23 protein-coding genes are annotated in these 22619 nt (G+C 30.0%); 10 read left to right on the top strand and 13 right to left on the bottom strand.

The genetic code is table 11. The features are described 5' to 3' along the window. The first annotated feature begins 88 nt into the window (after positions 1-88). Complete coding sequence (gene pckA / locus Q1A15_RS01110) at positions 89-1699, top strand: phosphoenolpyruvate carboxykinase (ATP) (RefSeq protein ID WP_299617510.1); 1611 nt, start codon at positions 89-91, stop codon at positions 1697-1699. Between the two features lie 144 nt (positions 1700-1843). After that, a complete protein-coding gene (gene ade, locus Q1A15_RS01105) occupies positions 1844-3466 on the top strand; it encodes an adenine deaminase (RefSeq protein WP_299617508.1) in 1623 nt (540 codons plus the stop codon). An 82-nt stretch (positions 3467-3548) separates the two neighbouring features. On the opposite strand, the gene Q1A15_RS01100 is transcribed toward ade, so the two are convergent. From Q1A15_RS01100 to Q1A15_RS01075, 6 genes are all read right to left on the bottom strand, one after another. After that, complete coding sequence (locus Q1A15_RS01100) at positions 3549-3884, bottom strand: hypothetical protein (protein WP_299617506.1); 336 nt, start codon at positions 3882-3884, stop codon at positions 3549-3551. Between the two features lie 72 nt (positions 3885-3956). Beyond that, positions 3957-4361, bottom strand: coding sequence for a DUF1842 domain-containing protein (locus Q1A15_RS01095; RefSeq protein WP_299617504.1), 405 nt, complete (start codon positions 4359-4361; stop codon positions 3957-3959). Positions 4362-4405: 44 nt separating this feature from the next. Next, positions 4406-4876, bottom strand: coding sequence for a hypothetical protein (locus Q1A15_RS01090; protein WP_299617502.1), 471 nt, complete (start codon positions 4874-4876; stop codon positions 4406-4408). A 234-nt stretch (positions 4877-5110) separates the two neighbouring features. Then, positions 5111-5857, bottom strand: coding sequence for a response regulator transcription factor (locus Q1A15_RS01085; RefSeq protein ID WP_299617500.1), 747 nt, complete (start codon positions 5855-5857; stop codon positions 5111-5113). After that, the gene (locus Q1A15_RS01080) at positions 5850-7304 is read right to left on the bottom strand and encodes a tetratricopeptide repeat-containing sensor histidine kinase (protein ID WP_299617498.1); all 1455 of its coding nucleotides are present in this window, start codon (positions 7302-7304) and stop codon (positions 5850-5852) included. The genes Q1A15_RS01085 and Q1A15_RS01080 overlap by 8 nt, the downstream gene beginning before the upstream one ends. 355 nt (positions 7305-7659) lie before the next feature. Next, positions 7660-8148 (bottom strand): hypothetical protein, encoded by a 489-nt coding sequence (locus tag Q1A15_RS01075; protein WP_299617496.1) that lies wholly within the window; start codon positions 8146-8148, stop codon positions 7660-7662. A 199-nt stretch (positions 8149-8347) separates the two neighbouring features. Here Q1A15_RS01075 and ruvC point away from each other — a divergent pair, with 199 nt between their 5' ends. Genes ruvC through Q1A15_RS01055 form a run of 4 tightly spaced genes read left to right on the top strand, consistent with a single transcriptional unit; the run spans position 8348 to position 12906 of the window. Continuing rightward, positions 8348-8902: a crossover junction endodeoxyribonuclease RuvC gene (gene ruvC, locus Q1A15_RS01070; protein ID WP_299617494.1), complete on the top strand. Its 555-nt coding sequence runs from the start codon at positions 8348-8350 to the stop codon at positions 8900-8902. Positions 8903-8909: 7 nt separating this feature from the next. Beyond that, the gene (locus Q1A15_RS01065; protein WP_299617492.1) at positions 8910-11018 is read left to right on the top strand and encodes a P-loop NTPase fold protein; all 2109 of its coding nucleotides are present in this window, start codon (positions 8910-8912) and stop codon (positions 11016-11018) included. Positions 11019-11023: 5 nt separating this feature from the next. After that, positions 11024-12157 (top strand): radical SAM family heme chaperone HemW, encoded by a 1134-nt coding sequence (hemW, locus tag Q1A15_RS01060; RefSeq protein ID WP_299617490.1) that lies wholly within the window; start codon positions 11024-11026, stop codon positions 12155-12157. Beyond that, positions 12154-12906, top strand: a complete 753-nt coding sequence (locus Q1A15_RS01055) for a cyclase family protein (RefSeq protein WP_299617488.1) — start codon at positions 12154-12156, stop codon at positions 12904-12906. The genes hemW and Q1A15_RS01055 overlap by 4 nt, the downstream gene beginning before the upstream one ends. Here Q1A15_RS01055 and Q1A15_RS01050 read toward each other — a convergent pair. From Q1A15_RS01050 to Q1A15_RS01025, 6 genes are all read right to left on the bottom strand, one after another. Next, a complete protein-coding gene (locus tag Q1A15_RS01050; protein ID WP_299617486.1) occupies positions 12903-13895 on the bottom strand; it encodes a hypothetical protein in 993 nt (330 codons plus the stop codon). The two genes, Q1A15_RS01055 and Q1A15_RS01050, sit on opposite strands and share 4 nt — an antisense overlap. Next, positions 13892-14473, bottom strand: coding sequence for a hypothetical protein (locus tag Q1A15_RS01045; RefSeq protein WP_299617484.1), 582 nt, complete (start codon positions 14471-14473; stop codon positions 13892-13894). The genes Q1A15_RS01050 and Q1A15_RS01045 overlap by 4 nt, the downstream gene beginning before the upstream one ends. An 86-nt stretch (positions 14474-14559) precedes the next feature. Continuing rightward, entirely contained in the window at positions 14560-15111 is a 552-nt protein-coding gene (locus tag Q1A15_RS01040) for a YbhB/YbcL family Raf kinase inhibitor-like protein (RefSeq protein WP_299617482.1), read from the bottom strand. Positions 15112-15197: 86 nt separating this feature from the next. After that, entirely contained in the window at positions 15198-16043 is an 846-nt protein-coding gene (locus tag Q1A15_RS01035; protein ID WP_299617480.1) for an AraC family transcriptional regulator, read from the bottom strand. A 38-nt stretch (positions 16044-16081) separates the two neighbouring features. Next, positions 16082-16831 carry a YARHG domain-containing protein gene (locus tag Q1A15_RS01030; RefSeq protein ID WP_299617478.1) on the bottom strand — a complete coding sequence of 250 codons (750 nt, stop codon included), beginning with the start codon at positions 16829-16831 and terminating at the stop codon, positions 16082-16084. An 11-nt stretch (positions 16832-16842) separates the two neighbouring features. Further along, a complete protein-coding gene (locus Q1A15_RS01025; protein WP_299617476.1) occupies positions 16843-17985 on the bottom strand; it encodes an amidohydrolase in 1143 nt (380 codons plus the stop codon). Positions 17986-18127: 142 nt separating this feature from the next. Here Q1A15_RS01025 and Q1A15_RS01020 point away from each other — a divergent pair, with 142 nt between their 5' ends. Together Q1A15_RS01020 and Q1A15_RS01015 are read left to right on the top strand one after the other, a co-directional pair. After that, complete coding sequence (locus Q1A15_RS01020) at positions 18128-18739, top strand: DUF4230 domain-containing protein (protein WP_299617474.1); 612 nt, start codon at positions 18128-18130, stop codon at positions 18737-18739. A gap of 32 nt (positions 18740-18771) precedes the next feature. Continuing rightward, complete coding sequence (locus tag Q1A15_RS01015; protein WP_299617472.1) at positions 18772-19137, top strand: MmcQ/YjbR family DNA-binding protein; 366 nt, start codon at positions 18772-18774, stop codon at positions 19135-19137. On the opposite strand, the gene Q1A15_RS01010 is transcribed toward Q1A15_RS01015, so the two are convergent. Next, the gene (locus tag Q1A15_RS01010; protein ID WP_299617470.1) at positions 19134-19973 is read right to left on the bottom strand and encodes a helix-turn-helix transcriptional regulator; all 840 of its coding nucleotides are present in this window, start codon (positions 19971-19973) and stop codon (positions 19134-19136) included. The genes Q1A15_RS01015 and Q1A15_RS01010 overlap by 4 nt on opposite strands. 146 nt (positions 19974-20119) lie before the next feature. On the opposite strand from Q1A15_RS01010, the gene Q1A15_RS01005 reads away from it, so the two are divergent. Next, entirely contained in the window at positions 20120-21031 is a 912-nt protein-coding gene (locus tag Q1A15_RS01005; protein WP_299617468.1) for a dihydrodipicolinate synthase family protein, read from the top strand. 6 nt (positions 21032-21037) lie between these two features. Then, positions 21038-22615, top strand: a complete 1578-nt coding sequence (locus tag Q1A15_RS01000) for an aldehyde dehydrogenase (NADP(+)) (RefSeq protein WP_299617466.1) — start codon at positions 21038-21040, stop codon at positions 22613-22615. Positions 22616-22619 lie beyond the last annotated feature (4 nt).

The raw sequence follows: 22619 nt of genomic DNA, 5'->3' as shown, positions 1-22619 counted from the left end.
AAAATCAATAAAAAAATAAATACAGTAATCTGTTTAAACAAAAAGGTTTATTTTTGTCACAAATTAAACACAACTTAAAATTATAGAGATGAATAATCTTGATACGAAAACGATTTCGTTAGAGCATCTTGGAATCAAGAGCGACACGGTTCGTTATCAATTAACTTCTGACGAGTTACATAGTTTAACTATAGAGAAAGGACAAGGAAAAGAAACTGTGTTTGGAGCTATTGCTGTCAATACAGGAGAATTTACAGGTAGATCTCCGATGGACAGATTTATAGTAAAAGATGATATCACAAAAGATGAAATTTGGTGGGGAGATATCAACATTCCTTTTGAGTCAGGTAAATTCGACCAATTATATGACAAGGTAACTGCATATCTTTCAGATAAGGAAATCTTTGTAAGAGATAGTTATGCTTGTGCAGACGATAACTATAAATTAAACATTAGAGTAGTAAACGAATACCCTTGGAGTAACATGTTTGCTTACAATATGTTTTTACGTCCGACAGAAGAAGAATTAAAAGATTTTTCTCCAGAGTGGACAGTAATTAATGCACCAGGTTTTATGGCTGACGCTGCTATTGATGGTACTCGTCAACATAACTTTGCGATCTTAAATTTTTCTAGAAAAGTAGCTTTAATTGGTGGAACTGGTTATACAGGAGAAATCAAGAAAGGAATTTTCTCTGCATTAAACTTTATTTTACCTGTATACAAGAATACATTACCAATGCACTGTTCTGCAAACGTTGGTGCAGCTGGAGATACTGCGATTTTCTTCGGATTATCAGGAACAGGTAAAACGACTTTATCTACAGATCCGAACAGAAGTTTAATAGGAGATGATGAGCATGGATGGACTGCTGAAAACACAGTATTTAATTTTGAAGGTGGTTGTTACGCTAAAGTAATTGATCTTTCTCAAGAAAAAGAGCCAGAGATTTACGGTGCTATTAAGAAAGGAGCAATCCTTGAAAATATCATCATGAATGATAATGGAGAAGTAGATTTTGCAGATACTTCTATTACACAAAATACACGTGTAAGTTATCCTATTCACCATATTGAAAATATTAGAGTACCGTCTACAGGAAAGAATCCAAAGAATATCTTTTTCTTAACTGCAGATGCATTTGGAGTGTTACCTCCGATATCTAAATTAACTCCAGCTCAAGCTGCTTACCACTTTATTTCTGGTTATACAGCTAAAGTAGCAGGAACAGAAGCAGGTGTTACAGAACCTGTACCTAGTTTCTCTGCTTGTTTCGGAGCGCCTTTTATGCCATTACACCCAACACGTTACGCTGAAATGTTAAGTAAGAAAATGACTGAAGCAAACGTAAACGTTTGGTTAGTAAACACAGGATGGTCTGGAGGACAATACGGAGTTGGTTCAAGAATCGCTTTAAAATACACAAGAGCTATGATTAGCGCTGTATTAAACGGTGATTTAGGAAACTATACTTACGAAGATTATCACATCCATTCAGTATTTGGAGTGGCTCAACCTAGAACTTGTCCTGGTGTACCAGATAAGATTTTAAGCCCGAGAGCAACTTGGAATAACGATAAATTATACTATGACACTGCATTTAAATTATCAAATGCATTCAGAGAAAACTTTAAAAAGTTCGAAGAATATGCTAATGAAGAAATCAGACGTGGAGGACCTCAACGTTATGGTTACTAACATATTTAGTAGTTGTTAAATATAAAAGCGGTTGTAGTAATACAATCGCTTTTGTTTTTTACAACTTTATGTAGAAAAAACTCATCTATTATTGTAATGATTAACGTATAATTATTACTTACTTTTATATTAAAATTCGATCAAATGGTTATTCAAGGAAATATTGTAGATATTTTAAATAAAAAGATTTTTAAAGGAGAAATTGTAGTTGAAGAAGGAAAGATAAAATCGATAACAGAAAGTAATCATAATGTAGAGAATTATATTTTACCTGGTTTTGTAGATGCGCATATTCATATTGAAAGTTCCATGTTAGTGCCTTCAGAATTTGCAAAAATTGCAGTAACTCATGGAACAGTGGCAACAGTTTCCGATCCACATGAAATTGCTAATGTTTTAGGTGTTGCTGGAGTCGATTTTATGATTGAAAACGGAAAAAAAGTTCCTTTAAAATTTAATTTCGGAGCGCCATCATGTGTGCCAGCTACTTCTTTTGAAAGTGCAGGAGCAGTTATAGATTCTGATGATATTAAAAAGCTTTTAGAGAATCCTGATATTAAATATTTAGCTGAAATGATGAATTACCCAGGTGTGATTTATGAAGATGCTGAAGTATTAAAAAAAATAGAATGGGCTAAACATTATAATAAACCAGTTGATGGTCATGCACCAGGGTTGAGAGGTGAAGATTTAACGAAATATATCTCAGCAGGAATTTATACAGATCACGAATGTTTTACATATGATGAAGCTTTAGAAAAGCTGCAAAAAGGAATGAAAGTAATTGTTCGTGAAGGTAGTGCGGCTAAAAACTTTGAAGCTTTAATTGCTCTTTTACCAGAGCATTATGAAAACATGATGTTTTGTTCAGATGATAAGCACCCAGATGATTTATTATTAGGTCATATCAATCAATTGTGTGAAAGAGCAGTTGCGAAAGGAATCGATGTGTTTAAAGTTTTACAAGCTGCTTGTGTAAATCCGGTATCACATTATAATTTAGATGTAGGTTTGTTAAAAGAAGGAGATGAAGCTGATTTTATTGTCGTTGAAGATTTAGAGAAATTTAAAGTGCTACAAACTTATATTGACGGAGAATTAATTGCTGAAAACGGAAAATCAAATATTACATCTGTTGAATTTGAAGTCTTAAATAATTTCGATACAGATAAAAAACAAGTCATTGACTTTGAATTTCATTCAGCTTCAGAAAAAATAAGAGTTATTGAAGCTTTAGATGGAGAATTGGTAACAAATGAAATTGAAGCGAATTCATTAATCAAGAATGGAAATCTAGTTTCAGATGTAGAAAATGATGTATTGAAAATGACAGTTGTAAATCGTTATCAAAACTCTGAACCAGCTGTAGCATTTATCAAAAACTTCGGATTAAAAGAAGGTGCGATTGCAAGTTCAGTAGGACATGATTCTCACAATATTATTGCTGTTGGAGTATCTGACGAAGCGATTTGTAAAGCAGTGAATTTAATCATAGAAAATAGAGGAGGAGTTTGTGCGGTTTCAAATACTGAAGAAAAAATAGTATCGCTTCCTGTAGCAGGAATCATGAGTGATTTATCTGCTGAGGAAATCGGTAAATCTTATGCTGAATTGGATCAAATGGCTAAAGATTTAGGAAGTAAACTAAGATCGCCTTACATGACTTTGTCTTTTATGGCATTATTGGTAATTCCTGCTTTAAAATTATCAGATAAAGGTTTGTTCGACGGAAATACATTTAAGTTTACCTCATTAGAAATTAAGTAAATTTCAATTTTATTATAAAATTAAAAAGCACAACATCATGTTGTGCTTTTTTTGCAGTATATTTTTATTACTTAATTAGTATTTACCAATCTAATAAAGTAATCTTTGATTTAAAAATTACTTTTCCCATCATAGTTACTTCTACACCTCCCCCTACTTCTTTTTCAGAAAAATTAATATCAAGTTCAATTAGAGCATGGTATAAACTTACATTTCCTCCAAGACTGCTTTGTTGATGTTCCATGTTAAGTTTTGTTGTTCCTAACGAAACTCCCATTATACTTGCAGAAACTGTAGCTTCTTCTTCTGCGATATTCATATTGTAAGTGATTTCTACAGGTCCGAATCTTCTTGATCCGCTATGTTGATTAGCAATTTGTGCTATATCTTTATCTTGTACTGCTACTTGTTGTGACATAATATTATATTTTGAATTGATTTGAATTGTATTGAAGCATAAAATCCTGCATTTTCATACAGGATTTTTTAATTATTTAGCTGAATCTAATTTGAAAATAGATCCTTGTACATCTACATCGTCATGATGTTTTCCTAAGAATGTAAATCCACCTTTTCCATCCCAGTCAGTTTTTAATGCCATGTTTGCTTCAAAAGGAAATTGAATTGGCGTTAAAGGATTACTACCAGGAATACTTCCAGTAATGTTAATTAAACGAACAATATCACCGTAACCTGCTGGATACGTAGTTCCAGATACTCTTCCAGAATAACTTTCTTTTGTTGCTCCGTTAGTAATTGTTACGTTACCAGTTACCGTATGTTTGTCAGAATCTACTAATAAAGAGAATTCTACCATTGTTCCTAATGGATTTGCAATAAATCCCATTGATCCTTTGAAATAAACTGTTTCTGTTGCTAAAGCTGTAGTTACCATAAATTTAAATTTTAAGTTTGGTTAGTATTAAGTTTTTATGAGTATTAAATAGCGGCTAAATTTCCGTGTAATCTTGGATTTAATATTCCCGCTGTTATTGTATAGATATATCCTTCACGTCCTTTTTGAGCAAACCCAATAATTCCGTATTCACCTTTTTGATAGATTTGATTAACTCTTTCTTCAAAAGGTTCTGTGTCCCATTTAATTACATCAGATTCTTTTATTACAATAGTTGTTTTTGGATAATTGTCATCAGTAGGACAAAAGATTGTGATTTCAAGACTAGCATCTTTACCTTCTTCAGTTTCTAAAAACCAAGTTGGTGTAGCTGGAGCATCTTTTGCTTCTCCTGGAGGAATTGGTAATTTTACTTCTTCATTAATTGGGAATGACCCTGCTCTTAATGTTCCATTACTAATTGAAGTTACTTCACAGTATAATTTTGATCCGTCCGCAGCTCCTGGGTCATTTTGACTTAAAACTGATAATTGAAATGTGTTTTTTGAAGCCATAATAAGTTTTTTGTGGTTAGTAAATATTACGTGAAACAAATATGCTAGCGTGTTATTTCTGATGTAAAATTACTGTCAACAAATAGCTTACAGACTTTAAATGGAATGAAAGACGTTTTCTTTTCCATGAAAAAGGAAAAAAATGGAATAAAAAATAATAAGTAATAAGAGGAATGAAGCAATCTATTTTCATAGATAGCTAAATCACTTCAGTAGAAAAAAGAAAGAAAAGTGTTATTTAAGAGTACGGACTTTTTTAATTAAGTCTTTATAGCGTTCGCTTAGCGTAACATGATGTTTTCCTTGTAAGACAATAAGATTATCCGAAGGAACAATTTCAACGATCTTATTAATATTTACGATATAATTTCTGTGAGTTCTACAAAAAGAATTCGGGTCTAAAAGTTTTAAAATCTTAGTAAGTGAAATAAGAATTACGAATTTTTCTTTTTCAGTAATTATGTTGCAGTATTTCTCTTCAACTTCAATGTAAATAATGTCTGTAAGTAATACTTTTTTTAAAGATTTTCCTTTTTTAATAAATAAACTATCTCCACTAATTACAGTATCTTCTTCTTCAGTGAAAAACACATCAGACTGATCGTAAAACTTTTCAATAGCCATTTCAATAGCATACAAAACCTCTAATTCATTAAATGGTTTTAATAAAAAACTATAAGGCTTAGTAAGTTTTGCACGTTCAAAAATTTGTCGATCTTTTGAGCTTGTTAGAAACACAAACGGTTTTGCAGCTTCAGGAACAGTTGTAATCGTTTCAGCAAAAGTAATTCCTTCAGGAACACCGTTTAAAAAAATATCTACGATAAGAATATCAACCTTTACTTTATAGAATAAAGCTAAAGCTTCTTGAAAGGTTCGTGCAATTCCACTAACAGTATAATTATTTTCTTCTAAGAGTTTAACCAGTTTATTACTTTCTTCAACTGTATCTTCAATAATTAGTACGTTAATGTTATCCATTAGTGGTAGTTTTAGGTAAAGATACAATCATTTTCGTACCTTTTCCTAATATACTCTCAATATTGAATTTTCCATTATTTTTTCGAATCATAGATTTTACTAAACTTAAACCTAATCCGGTTCCAAGTACATCTTCATGTTCTTTTTTATTAAGTAAAGCAGAATCTTTTAGTAACTCTAATCGAGTAGTCTCACTCATTCCTAAACCTGTGTCTTCAACAATTAAATTCCAAAAATTATTAGACTCTTCAGCGTAAACTTTAATTGAACCTTCAGGCTTTGAAAACTTTATAGCATTATCAATTAAATTTCGTAGTACAATTTTAATTGATTCTTGATCAATTGCTACAACGGCCTTTTTAGAAACTGTATTTTCAAAATGAATTGCTTTTTCCAAAAGCAAAGCTTTGTAGTTGTAAGTAACGTGCTCTACAATAACAAATAAACGATGTTTTTCGATATAAAAATAACCACCATCGGTTTGTAGTAAAGCCCAGTTTAATAAGTTATCTAATAAGCCATAGGCACCGTTTACAATACCACTGTTTTTTTGAAGTAAGTGCTCTAAAGCATCTAAATTTTTAGATTGTAAATTGTCTAATAGAACAGCATTACTCGATTTTAAAGCATTTACAGAAGAACGTAAATCATGACTCACAATAGAGAATAATTTATCTTTAGTAGCGTTTAGTTCATCTAAAGTTTCTTTTTGTTGCGCAATAATTCTATTGGCTTTTACTTTTTCTCGAAACAAATAAGCTCCAATACCTAAAAATGCAAGTAAGCTTATAGCTGAGATTAAAAAAATATTTCGTTCTGTTTCTTTTAATTTGTTTTCTACTTGTAAAAGATCTACTTCTTGTTGTTTGGCCGCAACAGCAAATTCTTTTTCTTTTTGAGCAACTTCGTAAATTCTATTTTGATCGTTTAAGGAATCTTTCCATTGTTGAACTTCTTTTCTGTAGACTAAAGCTTTTTGAAATTTTTTTCTATTTTCCTCTACAACTGACATGTTTATAGAGGTGTTTAATTTTGATGTAAAATCTTTTGTATACTTAGCCATTTGGTAGGCTTTTTCAAAATAAGGAATAGCTAATCCATCTTTGTATTGAACATAATAGAGGTTAGCAATGTCACCATATGCACCTATTAATTCTAAAGTATCTTGTTGCTGTTGTTGTAATTTTACACTTTTAGTTAAATATTTTTCTGATTTGTTATATTGTTTTAGGTGTAGGTAGCATAAACCTAAATTGTGTATTACTGCATTTTTTTTAAAATAATAATAATCTTTTTCCTCTATGTTTATGAGTTCTTCAAAGTAATTAATAGCATTTCTGAATTGACTTTGTTCTAATGCTAATTCACCTAAAAACATTCTAACTGTGTAATAAAATCTATAGTTTTTATTTATGAGATTAAATTCTTTTTCTGCCTGTTTATACAATTTTTTTTCTTTAAAACTATATCCTCTGAAATAATGTGAAAAGTTTTTTAAATGAATGTTGTCAGTAGTTACAAGGTGTTTTTGAGAATAAATTAAAGTAGAGTCCCATTCCTTTTTAGAAAAAAAATAAACACTCTTGTTAAAAAAAAGTTCAGTTTTAAATTTTTTAGAAATCTTTATTATCTCTTTATTGAATAATTCTGTTTTGTTTTTTTGAGCGTTAGCAGAAAGATAGGATAGAAAAAATAGTAAGATTATTTTTAGGTAAATATTCATTAGTTTTTTAAAAAAGGAATTCACTAACAAATCTATTTAAAAAATCTTACTATTTTTTATATGAAAGTAAATGTAAAAGTTAAAGTCCCTTCTTAACAGTAGTAACTGTACCTCTAGAAGTTTCAGGATCTTCGTCCCATAAGAAAGAGGTAATGAATTTTATAGAAGAAGGTGCAGGTATAGGTGCTTTTGGATCAAAGACTGGGTTTGGGGAGAAATCGTTCCAATTAACGCTAAAATCAAATCTGTATGCATTGAAGGTTTTAGAACCCACAGGTTTAAAATCGTAACAAATGTAAAAGTTTAAAAAAGGAACTCCTTCGTTTGTGTAACTAAATTGTTGAATTATTCTTGGATTAACTTCGCTAATAGGAATACTAGCATCAATCAAAACAACTGCACTAGCACTCTGTAAAATTCCTTCATCAGAAGTATTAACGGAAACAAGTGGTTGTAAAGGTCTAGTACTTCTTAGATAAGAAAAATTAATATTATCAGCTAATTTCTCTGGACTGTTTTGATTCAAAGGAATTTGTATTCCTTGTGGAATTTCTATTTTACATGCCATAATAAATTTGGTGTTTGGTTAAACATTTTAGATTGTGTAACAAATCAACAAATTATTTAAAGACTTTGAAAGTTAAAAAGGAATAAGTGTATTTGTTTATTGGTACAAGCGTTGCTTTTTTAGGAATGAAACTTAGATCAGAATGTTACAACTAACTTAAAATTATAGTAGCTTTGTATTGGTACAAAGTACAGTGAATTTGAAGACAGAAAAAATCATATTAGGTATAGATCCAGGAACTTCTATCATGGGTTTTGGAATTATTAAGGTTGTAGGAAAGAAGATGGAGTTTGTTCAGATGAATGAATTAATCTTAAAAAAATATACCGATCACTATTTGAAATTAAAACTAATTTTTGAACGCACGATAGAACTTATCGATACGTACAAGCCTGATGAAATAGCGCTAGAAGCACCTTTCTTTGGTAAAAATGTACAATCTATGTTGAAGTTAGGTCGCGCACAAGGAGTTGCTATGGCGGCAGGTTTATCTCGAGAAATTCCTGTAACAGAATATGCGCCATTAAAAATTAAAATGGCAATTACAGGTAACGGAAAAGCAAGTAAAGAACAAGTGGCAATGATGTTAAAGTCGTTATTAAATTTAAAAGAGTTGCCAAAAAATTTAGATGCAACCGATGGTTTAGCAGCAGCAGTTTGTCATTTTTATAATTCAGGAGCTAAAGTAGGAGGAAAGAACTACACTGGTTGGGCTGCGTTTGTAAAGCAGAATGAAAAAAGAGTTAAGAAATAAATAAAAGATGAATTTAAATGATTTACCAATTGAAAAGAATGAAGATGATCTTTTTAATTTTAAGCATTATGCTAAAAAAATTCAAAAGTTAATTCAAAACAATTCAAATAACTCAGAGCCTTTAACTATTGGAATTTATGGTAAATGGGGAGAAGGTAAAACATCATTTCTAAATCTAGTAGAAAAACAAATTGATTTAGGGAAAAAAGAAAGTAAACAAAAAGGTATTCTAAAATATCATTTTAATCCTTGGAGATATAGTACTGAAGAAGAAATGCTTTTTGATTTTTTTGATGGACTTTCAAAAATGATGTACGTAGATCAAGATAGTGATATTCAGAAGATAGCAAAAAAAATAACAGAATACTATAAGTATATAGAAGCGATAAAGTTAAAAGGGAGAGTAGGATTAGTTGCAAGGATACTTTATTCAATTGCGAAGTGTTTTAAGAAAAAGAGTTTAACTTTAGGTAAATTAATTGAAGCTATTAATAATAAACTGGAAAAGTCAAGCTATAAAATAGCAATATTTATTGATGATATAGATCGTCTTGACAAAAACGAAATATATACCATTTTAAAGCTAATAAAACTTAATGCGAACTTTAATAATTTTATATACATTATTGCTTTAGATGAAGATCATGTAGCAAAAGCAATAAGTAAACGATATGGAGAAAGTATTGAAGATGGAAAATTGTTTTTAGAAAAAATAATTAATCTGCCAATTCATTTACCTCGAATAGAAGAAGAGGATTTAAAAGAAGCATTTGATAGAAAGCTAAATAAGATAGTTCAGATGTTAGGGTATCAAGAGGAAAAAAAGAAAGAAATTTTAGAATTAAGTGAAGAATTTGAAGCTTCTTATTTTAATAATGGTAGGGAAGTAGTGAGAGTATTAAATAGTTTTTTTACAAGTGCTTTTGCTATTGGAGAAGAAGTTAATTTACGAGATTTATTTTGGATAGAGTATTTGAAGATTTGCGATAGTGAATTGTATAACTATTTGAAAGGATTGAAAGTTTCATCTTACGGTAGTGGTATATATACTATAGAAGATTTTTTTATAGTAGATAAATCAACTATTAATACAAGAGGAATATCAAAAAGTTTACCAGATGATCATATAATGAAAAATGTTTTAGATAAGCTTTTTCCTTATAAAGATTCATTTAATCATAACCAATTGAATAAAGATTCAAATCATATAGATTTAATGTCTAAAAGCTTAAAAATATCTTCTGTAGAACATTATGAAAAATATTTTTCATTTCATATCGAAAGAAAAGTTTCAGAAACAAAAAAGAAAGAAATAATAAATCTTATAAATTCTCAAGAAACAGGAAAAATTAAAAGTGAGTTAATCCATTTAAAAGAATCCTTTAAAAATTATGAATATAGGTTTTATAATATGATGGATTTTTTTATAAAAAATGTTAATGAAGCAAATAGAGAGTATTTCTTTTCATTTTTATTAGAAGAAAGAGATTTAATTACATTAGATAAAAATGCCTACGGGGTAGCTCATAGAACTTATTTTATTGAGTTAATGGGGAACAAAACAAAAGAAGAAAATGAGGTTACTTCATTAACAAAAAAGTTGAGTATTGATGAACTATTTATTTTTACAAGTAAAATACAAGATTCCAGAGAAATAAAAGCAAAAGCGGAATTGATTTTAATCGAAAGACTAAAAGATGAGTTAGATCTTAAAGATATATCATTCATAGATTATAATCTTCGAAAGGATATGAAACAAATGTTTCTTTTTCTATACAAAAAACATTCTCCAGATGCTTATGATAGTTTTATTTCTGAAATTATTAATAATGTATCTGATATTATACAAATTATAAGATTATATACTCCTCTTTTTGATAATGATAGATATGATCAGTTTAATAAAAGTGATTTACTACTTATGTCAAAGGTTGTTGATACAGATTTCTTATATGAAAAACTAACTGAATTTAATGGAGGGGAAATAAATGATACACAAAACGATGTTTTTACAATGGAAAATAAAGAAAAAGGATATTTAGAGAATGAAACATTAGGACAATTCTTATTCTGGTATCGAAAAGAAAAGAATTGGAAAGATAGAAGAAATATTTAATTGATTTGGCTGGTATTTATTTACATATTCCGTTTTGTAAACAAGCATGTTATTATTGCGATTTTCATTTCTCTACTTCTTTAAAAAGAAAGGAAGAAATGATTGATGCAATTATTTCTGAATTAACAATGCGTAAAAGTGAGTTTAATAATGAAGAGGTAAAAACGATTTATTTTGGAGGAGGAACACCAAGTGTGTTAAGTCAAAAAGAAATTGATCGAATTATTACTGCGGTTTATGAGAATTATAAAGTTGTTGAGAATCCTGAAATTACTTTAGAAGCGAATCCAGATGATTTAAGCGCTGAACGTATCGAAAATTTAGCAAGTTCTACTGTAAATAGATTAAGTATAGGAATTCAATCTTTTTTTGAGAAGGATTTAAAACTAATGAATCGTGCACATAATGCAGAAGAAGCAAAAGAGAGTTTGTCTTTAGCGATTCGTCATTTTGACAATATTTCAATTGATTTAATTTATGGTATTCCTAATACAACAAATGAAGAATGGCGTGAGAATATTCAAACAGCATTGTCTTTCGGAGTGCCACATATTTCGAGTTACGCATTAACGGTTGAACCCAAAACAGCTTTAGAAAGTTTTATTGAAAAAGGAATTATAGATAATGTTGATGATGAATTAGCACAAGAGCAGTTTTTAATTTTAGTAGATGAATTAAATAAAGCAGGATTTCAGCATTATGAACTGTCAAACTTCGGAAAAGAAGATTTTTTCAGTCAGAATAATTCAGCATACTGGCAAGGGAAAAAGTATCTAGGTATTGGTCCGTCTGCACATTCTTTCAACGGAAAACAACGAGGTTGGAATGTCGCTAACAATGCATTATATATTAAGAAAATAAATGCAGGTGAATTACCTTTAGAGATTGAAAATTTATCGGTTACAGATCTTTATAATGAATATGTTATGACAGGTTTACGAACGATTTGGGGCGTATCTTTTCAAAAGATAAAAGAAGATTTTGGTGTCAAATATTTAGCGTATTTAAAAATGCAAGCAGAAAAATTCATTCTTGAAGATTTGTTGTATATTGAAAATGAAACGCTAAAAACAACACGAAAAGGGAAGTTCTTAACCGATGGTATTGCTTCCGATTTGTTTAAACTAAATTTATCTTGATTACAACAATTCAGTACAACTCAAAGAAATATCAAATAGATTTATCAATGCCTATCGATATTTCTATTCCTATAGATACAACCAAAGAAAATGTAAATGCTTGGTATATAGATGATCCTAAGATCTACGCAGAACAATTTGGTGATGAGGTAATCAAGGTTTCCGAAGGAGCTCCTGTAAACTTTAATTCCATTCAATTTAATCCGCATTCTCATATTACACATACAGAATGTGTCGGACATATTACAGAGAAAATACATTCTGTAAATCAAAACTTGAAACGTTTCTTTTTTCTGGCAGAAGTAGTTACTGTAGCTCCTGAAAGACTCGGTGAAGATGAGGTGATTTCAAAAAAACAATTACAAAGTGTGCTAGGAAATAAAAAAAGAGAAGCTATTGTAATTAGAACTTTACCCAATGTAGGAAGTGAGAAAAGATCTAAACGATATTCTAATAGTAATCCGCCTTATTTATTAGAAGAAGCGGCTATTTATTTAAGAGAGAAAGGAATTCAGCATTTACTTATCGATTTACCTTCGGTTGATAAAGAAAAAGATGATGGATTGTTATTGGCTCATAACGCTTTTTGGAATACTCAAGGAGAAATTCGATTAGAGGCAACTATAACAGAATTTATTTTTGTGTCGAATAAAATTGAGGATGGAACGTATTTTTTAAATTTAATGATAGCACCATTTGAAAATGATGCAAGTCCGAGTAAACCTATTTTATATAAAGTTTTAAATTAAACTTTATATGCTTCAATAGTACAGGTAAGTTTCTCAGAAATTCCATTGTGCATTCCGTTGATAACAATTTCCCAGTAAATAGAAGAATCGTCGAACTCCATTGTAGCTAAATTTTTAAGGAAAGGGTATTCAAATTCAATTTCAGAACTTCCTTTGCCTTTTACAGGTTTTATAGAAGATTTATATATTGTTTCTCTATATGTTGTTGAGGAAGTACCTCTATTATCCACAACTTTTTCTACGATTTGATAATACATTTTAGCTTTATGTAAACTAAAATTACGAGCTGGTTTTACATAACAAACAAATTCATTTTCACGATTTGAAGTGGTTAATGAAATATCACCAATTTGCTTCTTTTTAATTTGAAATAGAAAATAATTTGTAATAACTGTAGTAATAATAAGTAAGAAAATGTGTCCTCCATGAAAATCAAATTTCAAACCTAACATTGCCGCTATATATATACTACCAATTACTAATGCAGTAAATAATAAACTTTTAAAATTGAAGGCTAATTTAAGTTCACTGTGATGTTCGCTTATTTTATATTTTCCTTCGTCAATTTTTGTGAAATAACCAGAGATCTTGGTAGAATAGTCTGAAGTAAAAAAAGATTTCATACGAGTAAATACACCTCGATCTAACTTTTCTAAATCTTCTTTATTTACAAATATTTTAGCCTCACAGTTATAAGAAATACTAACATTTTTACCGTCGTAAGATTCGATATAATCTTCACTTAAAGTGAAAGAAAAAGGAATCTCGAAAATTTCATTTTTAGCTAAAACTTTCCTGTTCTCAATTTTAAAGTTGACGAGAGGTTTTTTTACACTCGACATTCTTCCTCGAGCTTCTAAATAAACAATTCCGTCAATATGGTCAATAACTAATTCTTCTTCAGGTTGAATAGTTAATATAGCATTATATGTATGGTGACTGTCTAGTCCTAAGACTTTTACTTTAGCATTTAAAATAGAATTGCTCATTGGTATTTCTCGTATAAATGATTAATAATTCCTCTGTAATTATCTCCAAACTTTTTAATTAGTATGTCAGCATCATTTGTACTGAATAATGTATCAGGTTGATTAGTATTTGAAGCTAATTTCAATCTTTTGTTCAAGATATCTTTTAATTTTTCTGGTTGAATTCCCTTAAATCGTATTGAATAATGATCTTTTTTCGCTAATAAACAATCAATTTTTCTACTCCAATGTGTTGTATACACAACAACTTTTTTTTGTTTGAATATTTGTATGCGATGTCGAAAACTTAAGTGATGGATACTATCTATAAAGACAGTTTTAGAAGTGTTTTTAATAATTTCCGAGGCTGAAGAATTCGAATTTAAAAGGAATATAGGATATTCGTTTAAAATGTGTTGTAGGTATTTTAAATGGCTAGTTTTTCCTCTTCCTTGTTTGCCAATAAATTCAATAGCTAAGCCATTTGAGTTTCTTATCTTATTTGTAATATCTTCAATATCAATATTAGGTAGAATTACTTGAGGAATATCTTCATGTAAAACACCAGAAAATGGATTAAAAAGGAAATTCTCTTTCAAGGAAAATAATTTACACGAATGTAATGATAGTAATTTAAAAAGAAAAAGGTTTAAATGATACGATCACTTAAACCTTTTGAATTGTTTTATTTTCTTTGGTAATATGCAACAATGCTGGCTTTAGCAAGAGTGTTATTTCCTAAATAATAACCAACAACAGCTGGATTAGTGTCTGCTGTTAATCCTAAAGAATCTGTTTTTAAAGCATGAACAGTTATAATATATTGATGTAATCCGTGACCTTTTGGAGGACAAGGTCCGCCAAATCCTTTAGTGCCATAATCTGTAACACTTTGAATTACTGATTTTGGAAGCAAGTTTTTACTAATGTCTCCAGCTCCAGCTTTTAATTCTTTCGTAGTACTTGGAATATCAAAAACAACCCAATGCCACCATCCGCTTCCAGTAGGAGCATCTGGATCGTACATTGTTATGGCGAAACTCTTAGTTCCTTTTGGGGCGTTTTCCCAAGAAAGTTGAGGTGATTCATTTTCACCAACACATCCAAATCCATTAAATTCTTCACGTAAAGTTGCTTGTCCTTTTAAAGAGTTACTTGTTAACGTAAATGTTTTTTGCGCTTGTAAATTTATTGCTGCGATCATGTAAATACCAACAGCTAAAAGTAATTTTTTCATAATAATAAGAATTAATTATGAGGCAAAGTTAGATTGGTTTTACACTATTTATTGTGCGATACAGATCAAAAAGTATTGCTAAAAGCTCAATTTAATTGATATTGTTTTGGGGTAATTCCGAACTTAATTTTAAAAGCTTGTACAAAGTTAGATAGACTTTCATAACCAATTTCTTCAAAAATATCTGTAGGGCGTACAGATTTATCTTGAAGTAAAAGCGCTGCATGTTCGAGTCGTTGATCTAAAAACCATTTACTAGGTGAAGTATTAAAGTGTTTTGTGAATTCTCTTTTAAATGTAGAAAGACTCATGTTGGCTAAAAAGGACAATTCCTGTAAACTAAGTTTATTTAGTTTGTTGTGTTCTATAACTTCTATGAAATGTTGATTTTCATTTTGAATTTCAAAAAGTAAAGATTCAATAAAATCTGTTCCTTGAGTATTTATTAAATACACAATTAGTTCTTCAAATTTGGCTTCTAGTAGTTTCGATTGTACCTTATAATTTAATTTGCTAATTGAAATTAAACTTTGAACAAATACTTCTAAAAAATCATCGTAATCGAAAGTGAAAATAGATGGTTTTTTTACAGGAGATTTTACATAGTTAATATTATTCTTATGAATGAAATTAATTAAGGTTTCGTTGTCGAAAAAGAAAAGAATACTTCTATAATTTTTTTGTTCTGTAAGCGTAATTTTTTCAGTCATTAAACAACGACCTTTTTTCATTAAAAGAAAACTGTTGTGATTAATGTTTGTGTTAGTTTTGTTAGAAAACACTTCTTTATTTCCTTGAATAAGAAAGCTAAATGTGTTTTTCTGCAGCGTTACCATTTGTTTTAAACACTCTTTTGAAGTTTGATAATCGTAAATACAAAGAGCGTTTTCGTTTTGTATCGATAAATCTTCTGGTAAAGTAATAATATCCATGAGTGTTATAAATGATAATTAAAAAATGAACTCAACGTTTATCCTGCGAAATACAAGTTTACTAATTTTAATTTTCCATTGCTGAATTCAAAAACACCACCAGCAGAATTTTCAGATTCAGAATAGTAGCTGCTAGGATATTCAAATGCATCATCTTTCATTAAACTAGAATGTTTCTGCGGATCGGTAACGATGATGGAAATAGTATCGTTTTTAATGTAAATTCCTTTACTTGAAACGGAAAATCCATTATCAATTTCAATACTATATTTTGCTTGATTTTTATGCCAATACATTGCATCAATATCAGTAGATTTTAAAACACTTTCTAAAGCATTTACTAAAGCTTCGTATGGATAATCATTACCATTTTCAGAAGTATAATTATCAAATACGTTTTTAATAAAATCAGTATCATTATTTAAGACCGCTTTTTTCAGTTTTTGTAATTCACTGATTAATTTTTTGCGATGCTGCTTAATTTTATTTTCTTGAGTTTTAAAGAGTGTAACGTTATGTTGTTCAATAAAATTTAAGCTAACATTCTTTGTAGTTCCTTTATACCAATAGAAGTTTGAAAAGTATTCATCCAATCTATCATTATTGAATTGATAACCATGTCTTGCGAAAATTTCATTTCTTAATAATTCTAATTCGTGTAGATGATTCTCTTTAATGGATTGTAAATTGTATTTAGTTGTATTACAATTTTCACAAGAAGTGATTTTTTGTGCAGAAACAATACTTGAAAAGAGAGTAAATGTGAGAATTAGTATAAAGTTTTTCATAAACTGTAATGTTATTTTTCTAGTAAAATAGTTGCTATAATTTCGCTAAACATTTGTATTCCTGTGGGGATAATTTCATTAGGGAAATCGTAAGACGGATTATGTAATGGCGGTGTGTTAATTCCTGAACCTAAACCAAACATTCCTGTTTTATAATGTCTAGAAAACCAACCAAAATCTTCTCCAAATTTAAAAGGATACGCTCTTTCTACTACATTAAAATTTAATTCATGAGCGACTTTATTGATGATTTTATTACAAGTAGGATCGTTCTCACTAGCAGGGAAATGTTCTAACCATTCTAATTCGTATTCTAATTTATGCTTTTTAGAGAGAATTTCAATAGTCTTAAGAATTTCCGATTTTAATACATTCATGCTTTCTAAAGTCCAAGATCTAATGGTGTAATGTAATTCTGCAGATCCAGGTGAAATTCCATAGTTTGCTTCTCCCATACGAATATGAACAGGAGTAAGTACTTTAAAATCTTTTTGATTTGGATCGTAGTTATTTAATTTATTGAAACCAGAAACTAAATCAGCAATTCCAACTGCGGGGTTAATTCCGTTCTGAGGTTCTGCAGCATGTGAGCCTAAACCTTTAAGTTTTAAAACAAAACTTTCTACTTCCGCAGAAAAACCTTCTTGCATTGTGATAATCGTATGCAAATCTTCTCCAGGAATATTATGCAGTGCAAAAATGTAATCGATTTCTAAAGGTTTAAATTTAGGATCTTCAAGCATTTCGTAAGCTCCTTTACCAGTTTCCTCAGCAGTTTGAAATAATAAAATAACCTTTCCTTTAGTAAATATTTTCTCTTGTTGTTGTAGCCAAAATATGAGTCCGGTTACCATAGTCATATGACCATCATGTCCGCATTTATGTGAAACGCCTTCAACTTTTGATGTATATTCAAAATCATTTTCTTCTAAAATAGGTAGTGCATCTAATTCACAACGAATAGCAACTGTAGATCCGCCAGAACCAAAATCGTAAATAACAGCAAAGCTAGGTCCGCCAATATTCGTAACTATTGTTCCAGGATAATGTTCTGAGATAAATTTTTGAAGTCTTTCTGCTGTTTTATATTCTTTACCAGAAATTTCAGGATTTTGATGTAATTCTTTACGAAGCGTTTCTAATGTACTAAGCATGTTTGGTGAGTGAAAATCAAAAATAAAATTAAGGTTTTATAAATAGAGAAACTATTAAAGTATTCTTAAGAGTAAAACTTAGTTGTGACTTTCTATTGTAAAAAACAGTCTTAATTTATGATATAAAAACTATCTTTATCCTATGGAATTATTGTTTTTCGGACTAGCGTTAGGTGCTGTAGGTTCTTATTTTGTTTTTCAGAAGTTTGCAACGGTGAAGAACAGAAGTGTTACTCAAAATCAATCGGTGATTTTACTTGATAAAATTAAAAAAGTAACCAAGTTGATTACTGTTGAAGGTGATTTCTCTGAAATTTATCATCATGAAGATACACAAGGAAAGTTACTCGGATTAATATCAAGTAAGAAAAAAGCAATTATTTTAATTAATGCAAAAACACATATTGGTTTCGATTTTAGAAAAATTAAAATGGAAGCCGATACTAAGAATAAAACAATAAAATTATCAAATTTTCCTGAGCCTGAAATACTTTCAATTGAGCCAAATATTCGTTTTTACGACATTCAAGATGGTTTTTTAAATAAGTTTAATTCAGAAGATTTAACAAAGGTAAATCAGGCTGCAAAAGATCACGTAATGCAGAAAATTCCTGAAAGTAATTTGATGCAAGCAGCAAATAATGAAGCTATAGAAGCCATTGTTTTAATGGAAAATTTAATAGAAGCTATTGGATGGAAGTTAGATTATTCTGCATTAGAATTACCAAGTAGTAATATTAAATTGATTGAGTAAACAAATCACTTTTGTAAGAAAAAAAGAAAACTTTGCATATTGAACAACTTCGAGAATATTGTATTTGTAGAAAAGGAATTACTGAAGAATTTCCTTTTGATGATGTTACTTTGGTGTTTAAAGTAATGGGGAAGATGTTTGCTTTGGTAGGATTAAACCATTGGGAAAAAGGTGAAGAGAAAATAAATCTAAAATGTGATCCAGATAAATCTGAAGAATTAAGAGGAGAATATGAAGGAATAAATCCAGGATTTCATATGAATAAAAAACATTGGAATACGATCACGATTAATCAAGGTGTTCCAGACGATTTAGTTTTCGAATTAATCGATCATTCTTACGATTTGGTAGTAAAAGGGCTTACCAGAAAAATGAAAGAAGAATTAAAGGCGCTTTAATTTACTTTACGATACTGTGAAGGTGTTACTTTTTTAATAGCCAAAAACTTTCTGTTGAAATTAGATAAACTACTGTAGCCAGATCGATATGCAATTTCGTTTATAGATAAAGATCTGTTTTCCAATAATAAATTACATGCATTTTCTACTCGTAGTTCATTTAAGAATGTAAAATAAGTTTTGTTTGTGTGTTGTTTAAAATAATTACAAAATGCGTTTTTAGTCATGTTTGCTTTTTCAGCTACGGTGTGCAAATCAATCTCTGAATGAAAATTATTAATAGTATAATTCATTACTGTTTGCATTCTTTTTCCTTGATTCTCTGTGTATTTTTTCGGATAAATAAATGTAGAAAGTGATTCCGATTTTAGATGATTTAATTCTTTTAAAAGCGTAAAAAAAGTAATAAAACGTTCTAAATCGTTATGATGTTCTAGCGTTAAAAAATATTGCAGTATCGCGTCCTTATTTTCTATGATTTTAAATCCATTTCTAGTTTTATCAAAGAAGTTTTTTAAGAGTAAAAAATCATCTAGTTTAAAAAAGTCTTTTCCAAAAGATTGCTCTGTAAAGAATAAAGAAATCATAAAAGAATCTTCAGAATTATGAGCATCACTTTTAAATAAATGCGGTAAGTTTCCTCCAATAATAAATACATCATTTATAGCATAATTATGTATGGTGTCTCCAACGACTAAAGTTCCTTTACCTTTTACAATACAAGAAATTTGAATTTCTTCATGTTGATGAAGTTTGTCATAAAAAACACCACGATCTTCTTGGTAAATTACACCCAAGTTTTTCGGTTTAGGAATTTTAAATGGTAATACTTTCATTGTCTAAAGATTATATTTTAAATATGAAATTAATGTATTTTAATGTGAAAATTAATAATTTGAGTAATATAGTATTAGTTTAGCTTAATATCAGCACTTTTAAATTCATGTTACTCTTATACTTTTGCCTTAAAAATTAAACTAAAATGGCAATAGAGTGGAAAGGCGTTATGCCGGCTGTAACAACAAAATTTACAGCAGATGATCAGTTAGATTTAGCTGCTTTTGAAGTTAATATTAAAGCACAATTAGATGCTGGTGTTCACGGAATAGTATTAGGAGGAACTCTAGGAGAAGCGAGTACATTATCTGATGAAGAAAAGAGAACACTAACTACAACTACAGTTGATATTGTAGAAAATAAAGTTCCTGTGCTAATTAATGTTGCAGAGCAAACTACCAAAAATGCAATTTTAGCAGCTCAAAAAGCAGAAGAAGATGGAGCAAAAGGATTAATGATGTTACCGCCAATGCGCTATAAAGCAGATGGTAGAGAAACGGTAGCATATTTTAAAGCTGTTGCAAACAATACTTCTTTACCTATTATGGTGTACAATAATCCTGTTGATTATGGTATCGAAGTGACGTTAAAAATGTTCGAAGAATTATTAACGTGCGACAATATTCAGGCAGTAAAAGAATCTACCAGAGACATTTCTAATATTACTAGAATCAAAAATACATTTGGAGATCGATTAAAAATAATGACAGGTGTAGATACACTTGCTTTGGAAAGTTTATTAATGGGAGCTGATGGTTGGATTGCAGGTTTGGTTTGTGCTTTTCCTAAAGAAACTGTTGCGATTTATGAGTTACAAAAAGCAGGTAGAATACAAGAAGCTTTAGCGATTTATAGATGGTTTTTACCGTTGTTAGAATTAGATATAAATTCTAAATTAGTTCAAAATATTAAACTTGCTGAAGTTGCTACAGGAATAGGAACTGAGAATGTAAGAGCGCCGAGATTACCTTTAATTGGAGAAGAGCGTGAAAATGTACTAAAGATTATAGAAGACGGACTTAAAAACAGGCCACAACTACCAAATTATAAAAGTTAACAATACATGATTACTGGAAAAAATTATATAGGAAATCAATTGTCTGCTAAAGGAGATAAAACATTCAAAACATTCAATCCTGAGTTAAATGTTGAAAATGAACATATATTTTATCAAGCGACTACGGAAGAAATAAATGAAGCAGTTCACTTAGCTGAAAAGGCATTTGAAGAATATAGAAGTTTTTCAGGAAAACAGAAAACTTTATTCTTAAGAGCTATTGCAGATGAAATTGAAGCGTTAGGAGAGCAATTGATTCAAGTATATTGTTCAGAAACAGGATTACCATCAGGTAGAGCAGCAGGTGAACGAGGAAGAACAGTTTTTCAATTACGATCTTTTGCTGATTTAGTAGAAGAAGGATCTTGGGTAGAAGCTTCAATTGATACAGGAATTTCAGACAGAACCCCAGCGCCTAAACCAGATTTACGAAAAATGAATATTCCATTAGGACCAATTGTGGTATTTGGAGCAAGTAATTTTCCGTTGGCATATTCAACAGCAGGCGGAGATACTGCAGCAGCATTTGCAGCTGGTTGTCCAGTAATTGTAAAATCTCATCCAATGCATGCGGGTACAGGAGAGTTGATAGCCAGTGCAATTTTAAAAGCAGCTGAGAAAACTAACATGCCAAATGGAATTTTCTCAAATATCAATGCAATAGATTATAATGCAGGAGAACAATTAGTTAGCGATGCAAAAGTTAAAGCTGTTGGTTTTACGGGAAGTATTAAAGGAGGTAGAGCTTTATTAGATATTGCTGCTAAAAGAGAAGAGCCAATACCAGTTTTTGCTGAAATGGGAAGTATAAATCCAGTGGTTGTATTACCAAAAGCATTAGAAAATAGAGGCGCAGAAATTGCAAATACTTATGCTGGTTCAATAACATTAGGAACAGGTCAGTTCTGTACAAATCCAGGTTTAATTTTAGGGATTGCTGGAAAACAGTTAGATGATTTTACAAATACATTAGGAACTAAGATTAAAGAAATTAGTCCGATGTGTATGTTGCATCCAAATATTCATAGCGCTTACGAAAAAGGTAAAACTAAAGCGATTGCTGAAGAAAATGTTACTGTAGTAGCGAATTTAGATCAGAAAGTAAAAACGAATTATGCATCACAATTAATTGCCACTGTTTCTGGTAAAACCTTTTTAGAGAATACAAAATTACATCATGAAGTTTTCGGACCTTTTTCTATTGTTGTTTCTTGTGAAAATGTTCAAGAATTAGAGCAAATTATCGCAAAATTAGAAGGACAACTTACAGGAACTATTATAGCGGATGATAATGAGCTTAATAATTATGGTGAATTAATTGCTAAAATGCAAAATAGAGTAGGCCGTTTAATTTTTAATGGAGTACCAACTGGTGTTGAGGTTTGTCCGTCTATGGTGCATGGTGGACCTTATCCTGCTTCTACCGATAGTCGTTTTACTGCAGTTGGTGTAAATTCAATAAAGCGTTGGGTGCGTCCATTTAGTTATCAAAATTGGCCACAACAATTATTACCAGTAGAATTGCAAGATGGAAATCCTTTAGGAATTAACCGAGTTGTAAACGGAAAATTGACAAACGCTTAAGAAA

The sequence above is a fragment of the uncultured Tenacibaculum sp. genome (genome assembly GCF_947495995.1).
In the GTDB taxonomy this organism is placed as follows: domain Bacteria; phylum Bacteroidota; class Bacteroidia; order Flavobacteriales; family Flavobacteriaceae; genus Polaribacter.
The sequence above is the reverse complement of the archived record's forward strand: the minus strand, read 5'-3'. Positions and strand labels throughout refer to the sequence as shown.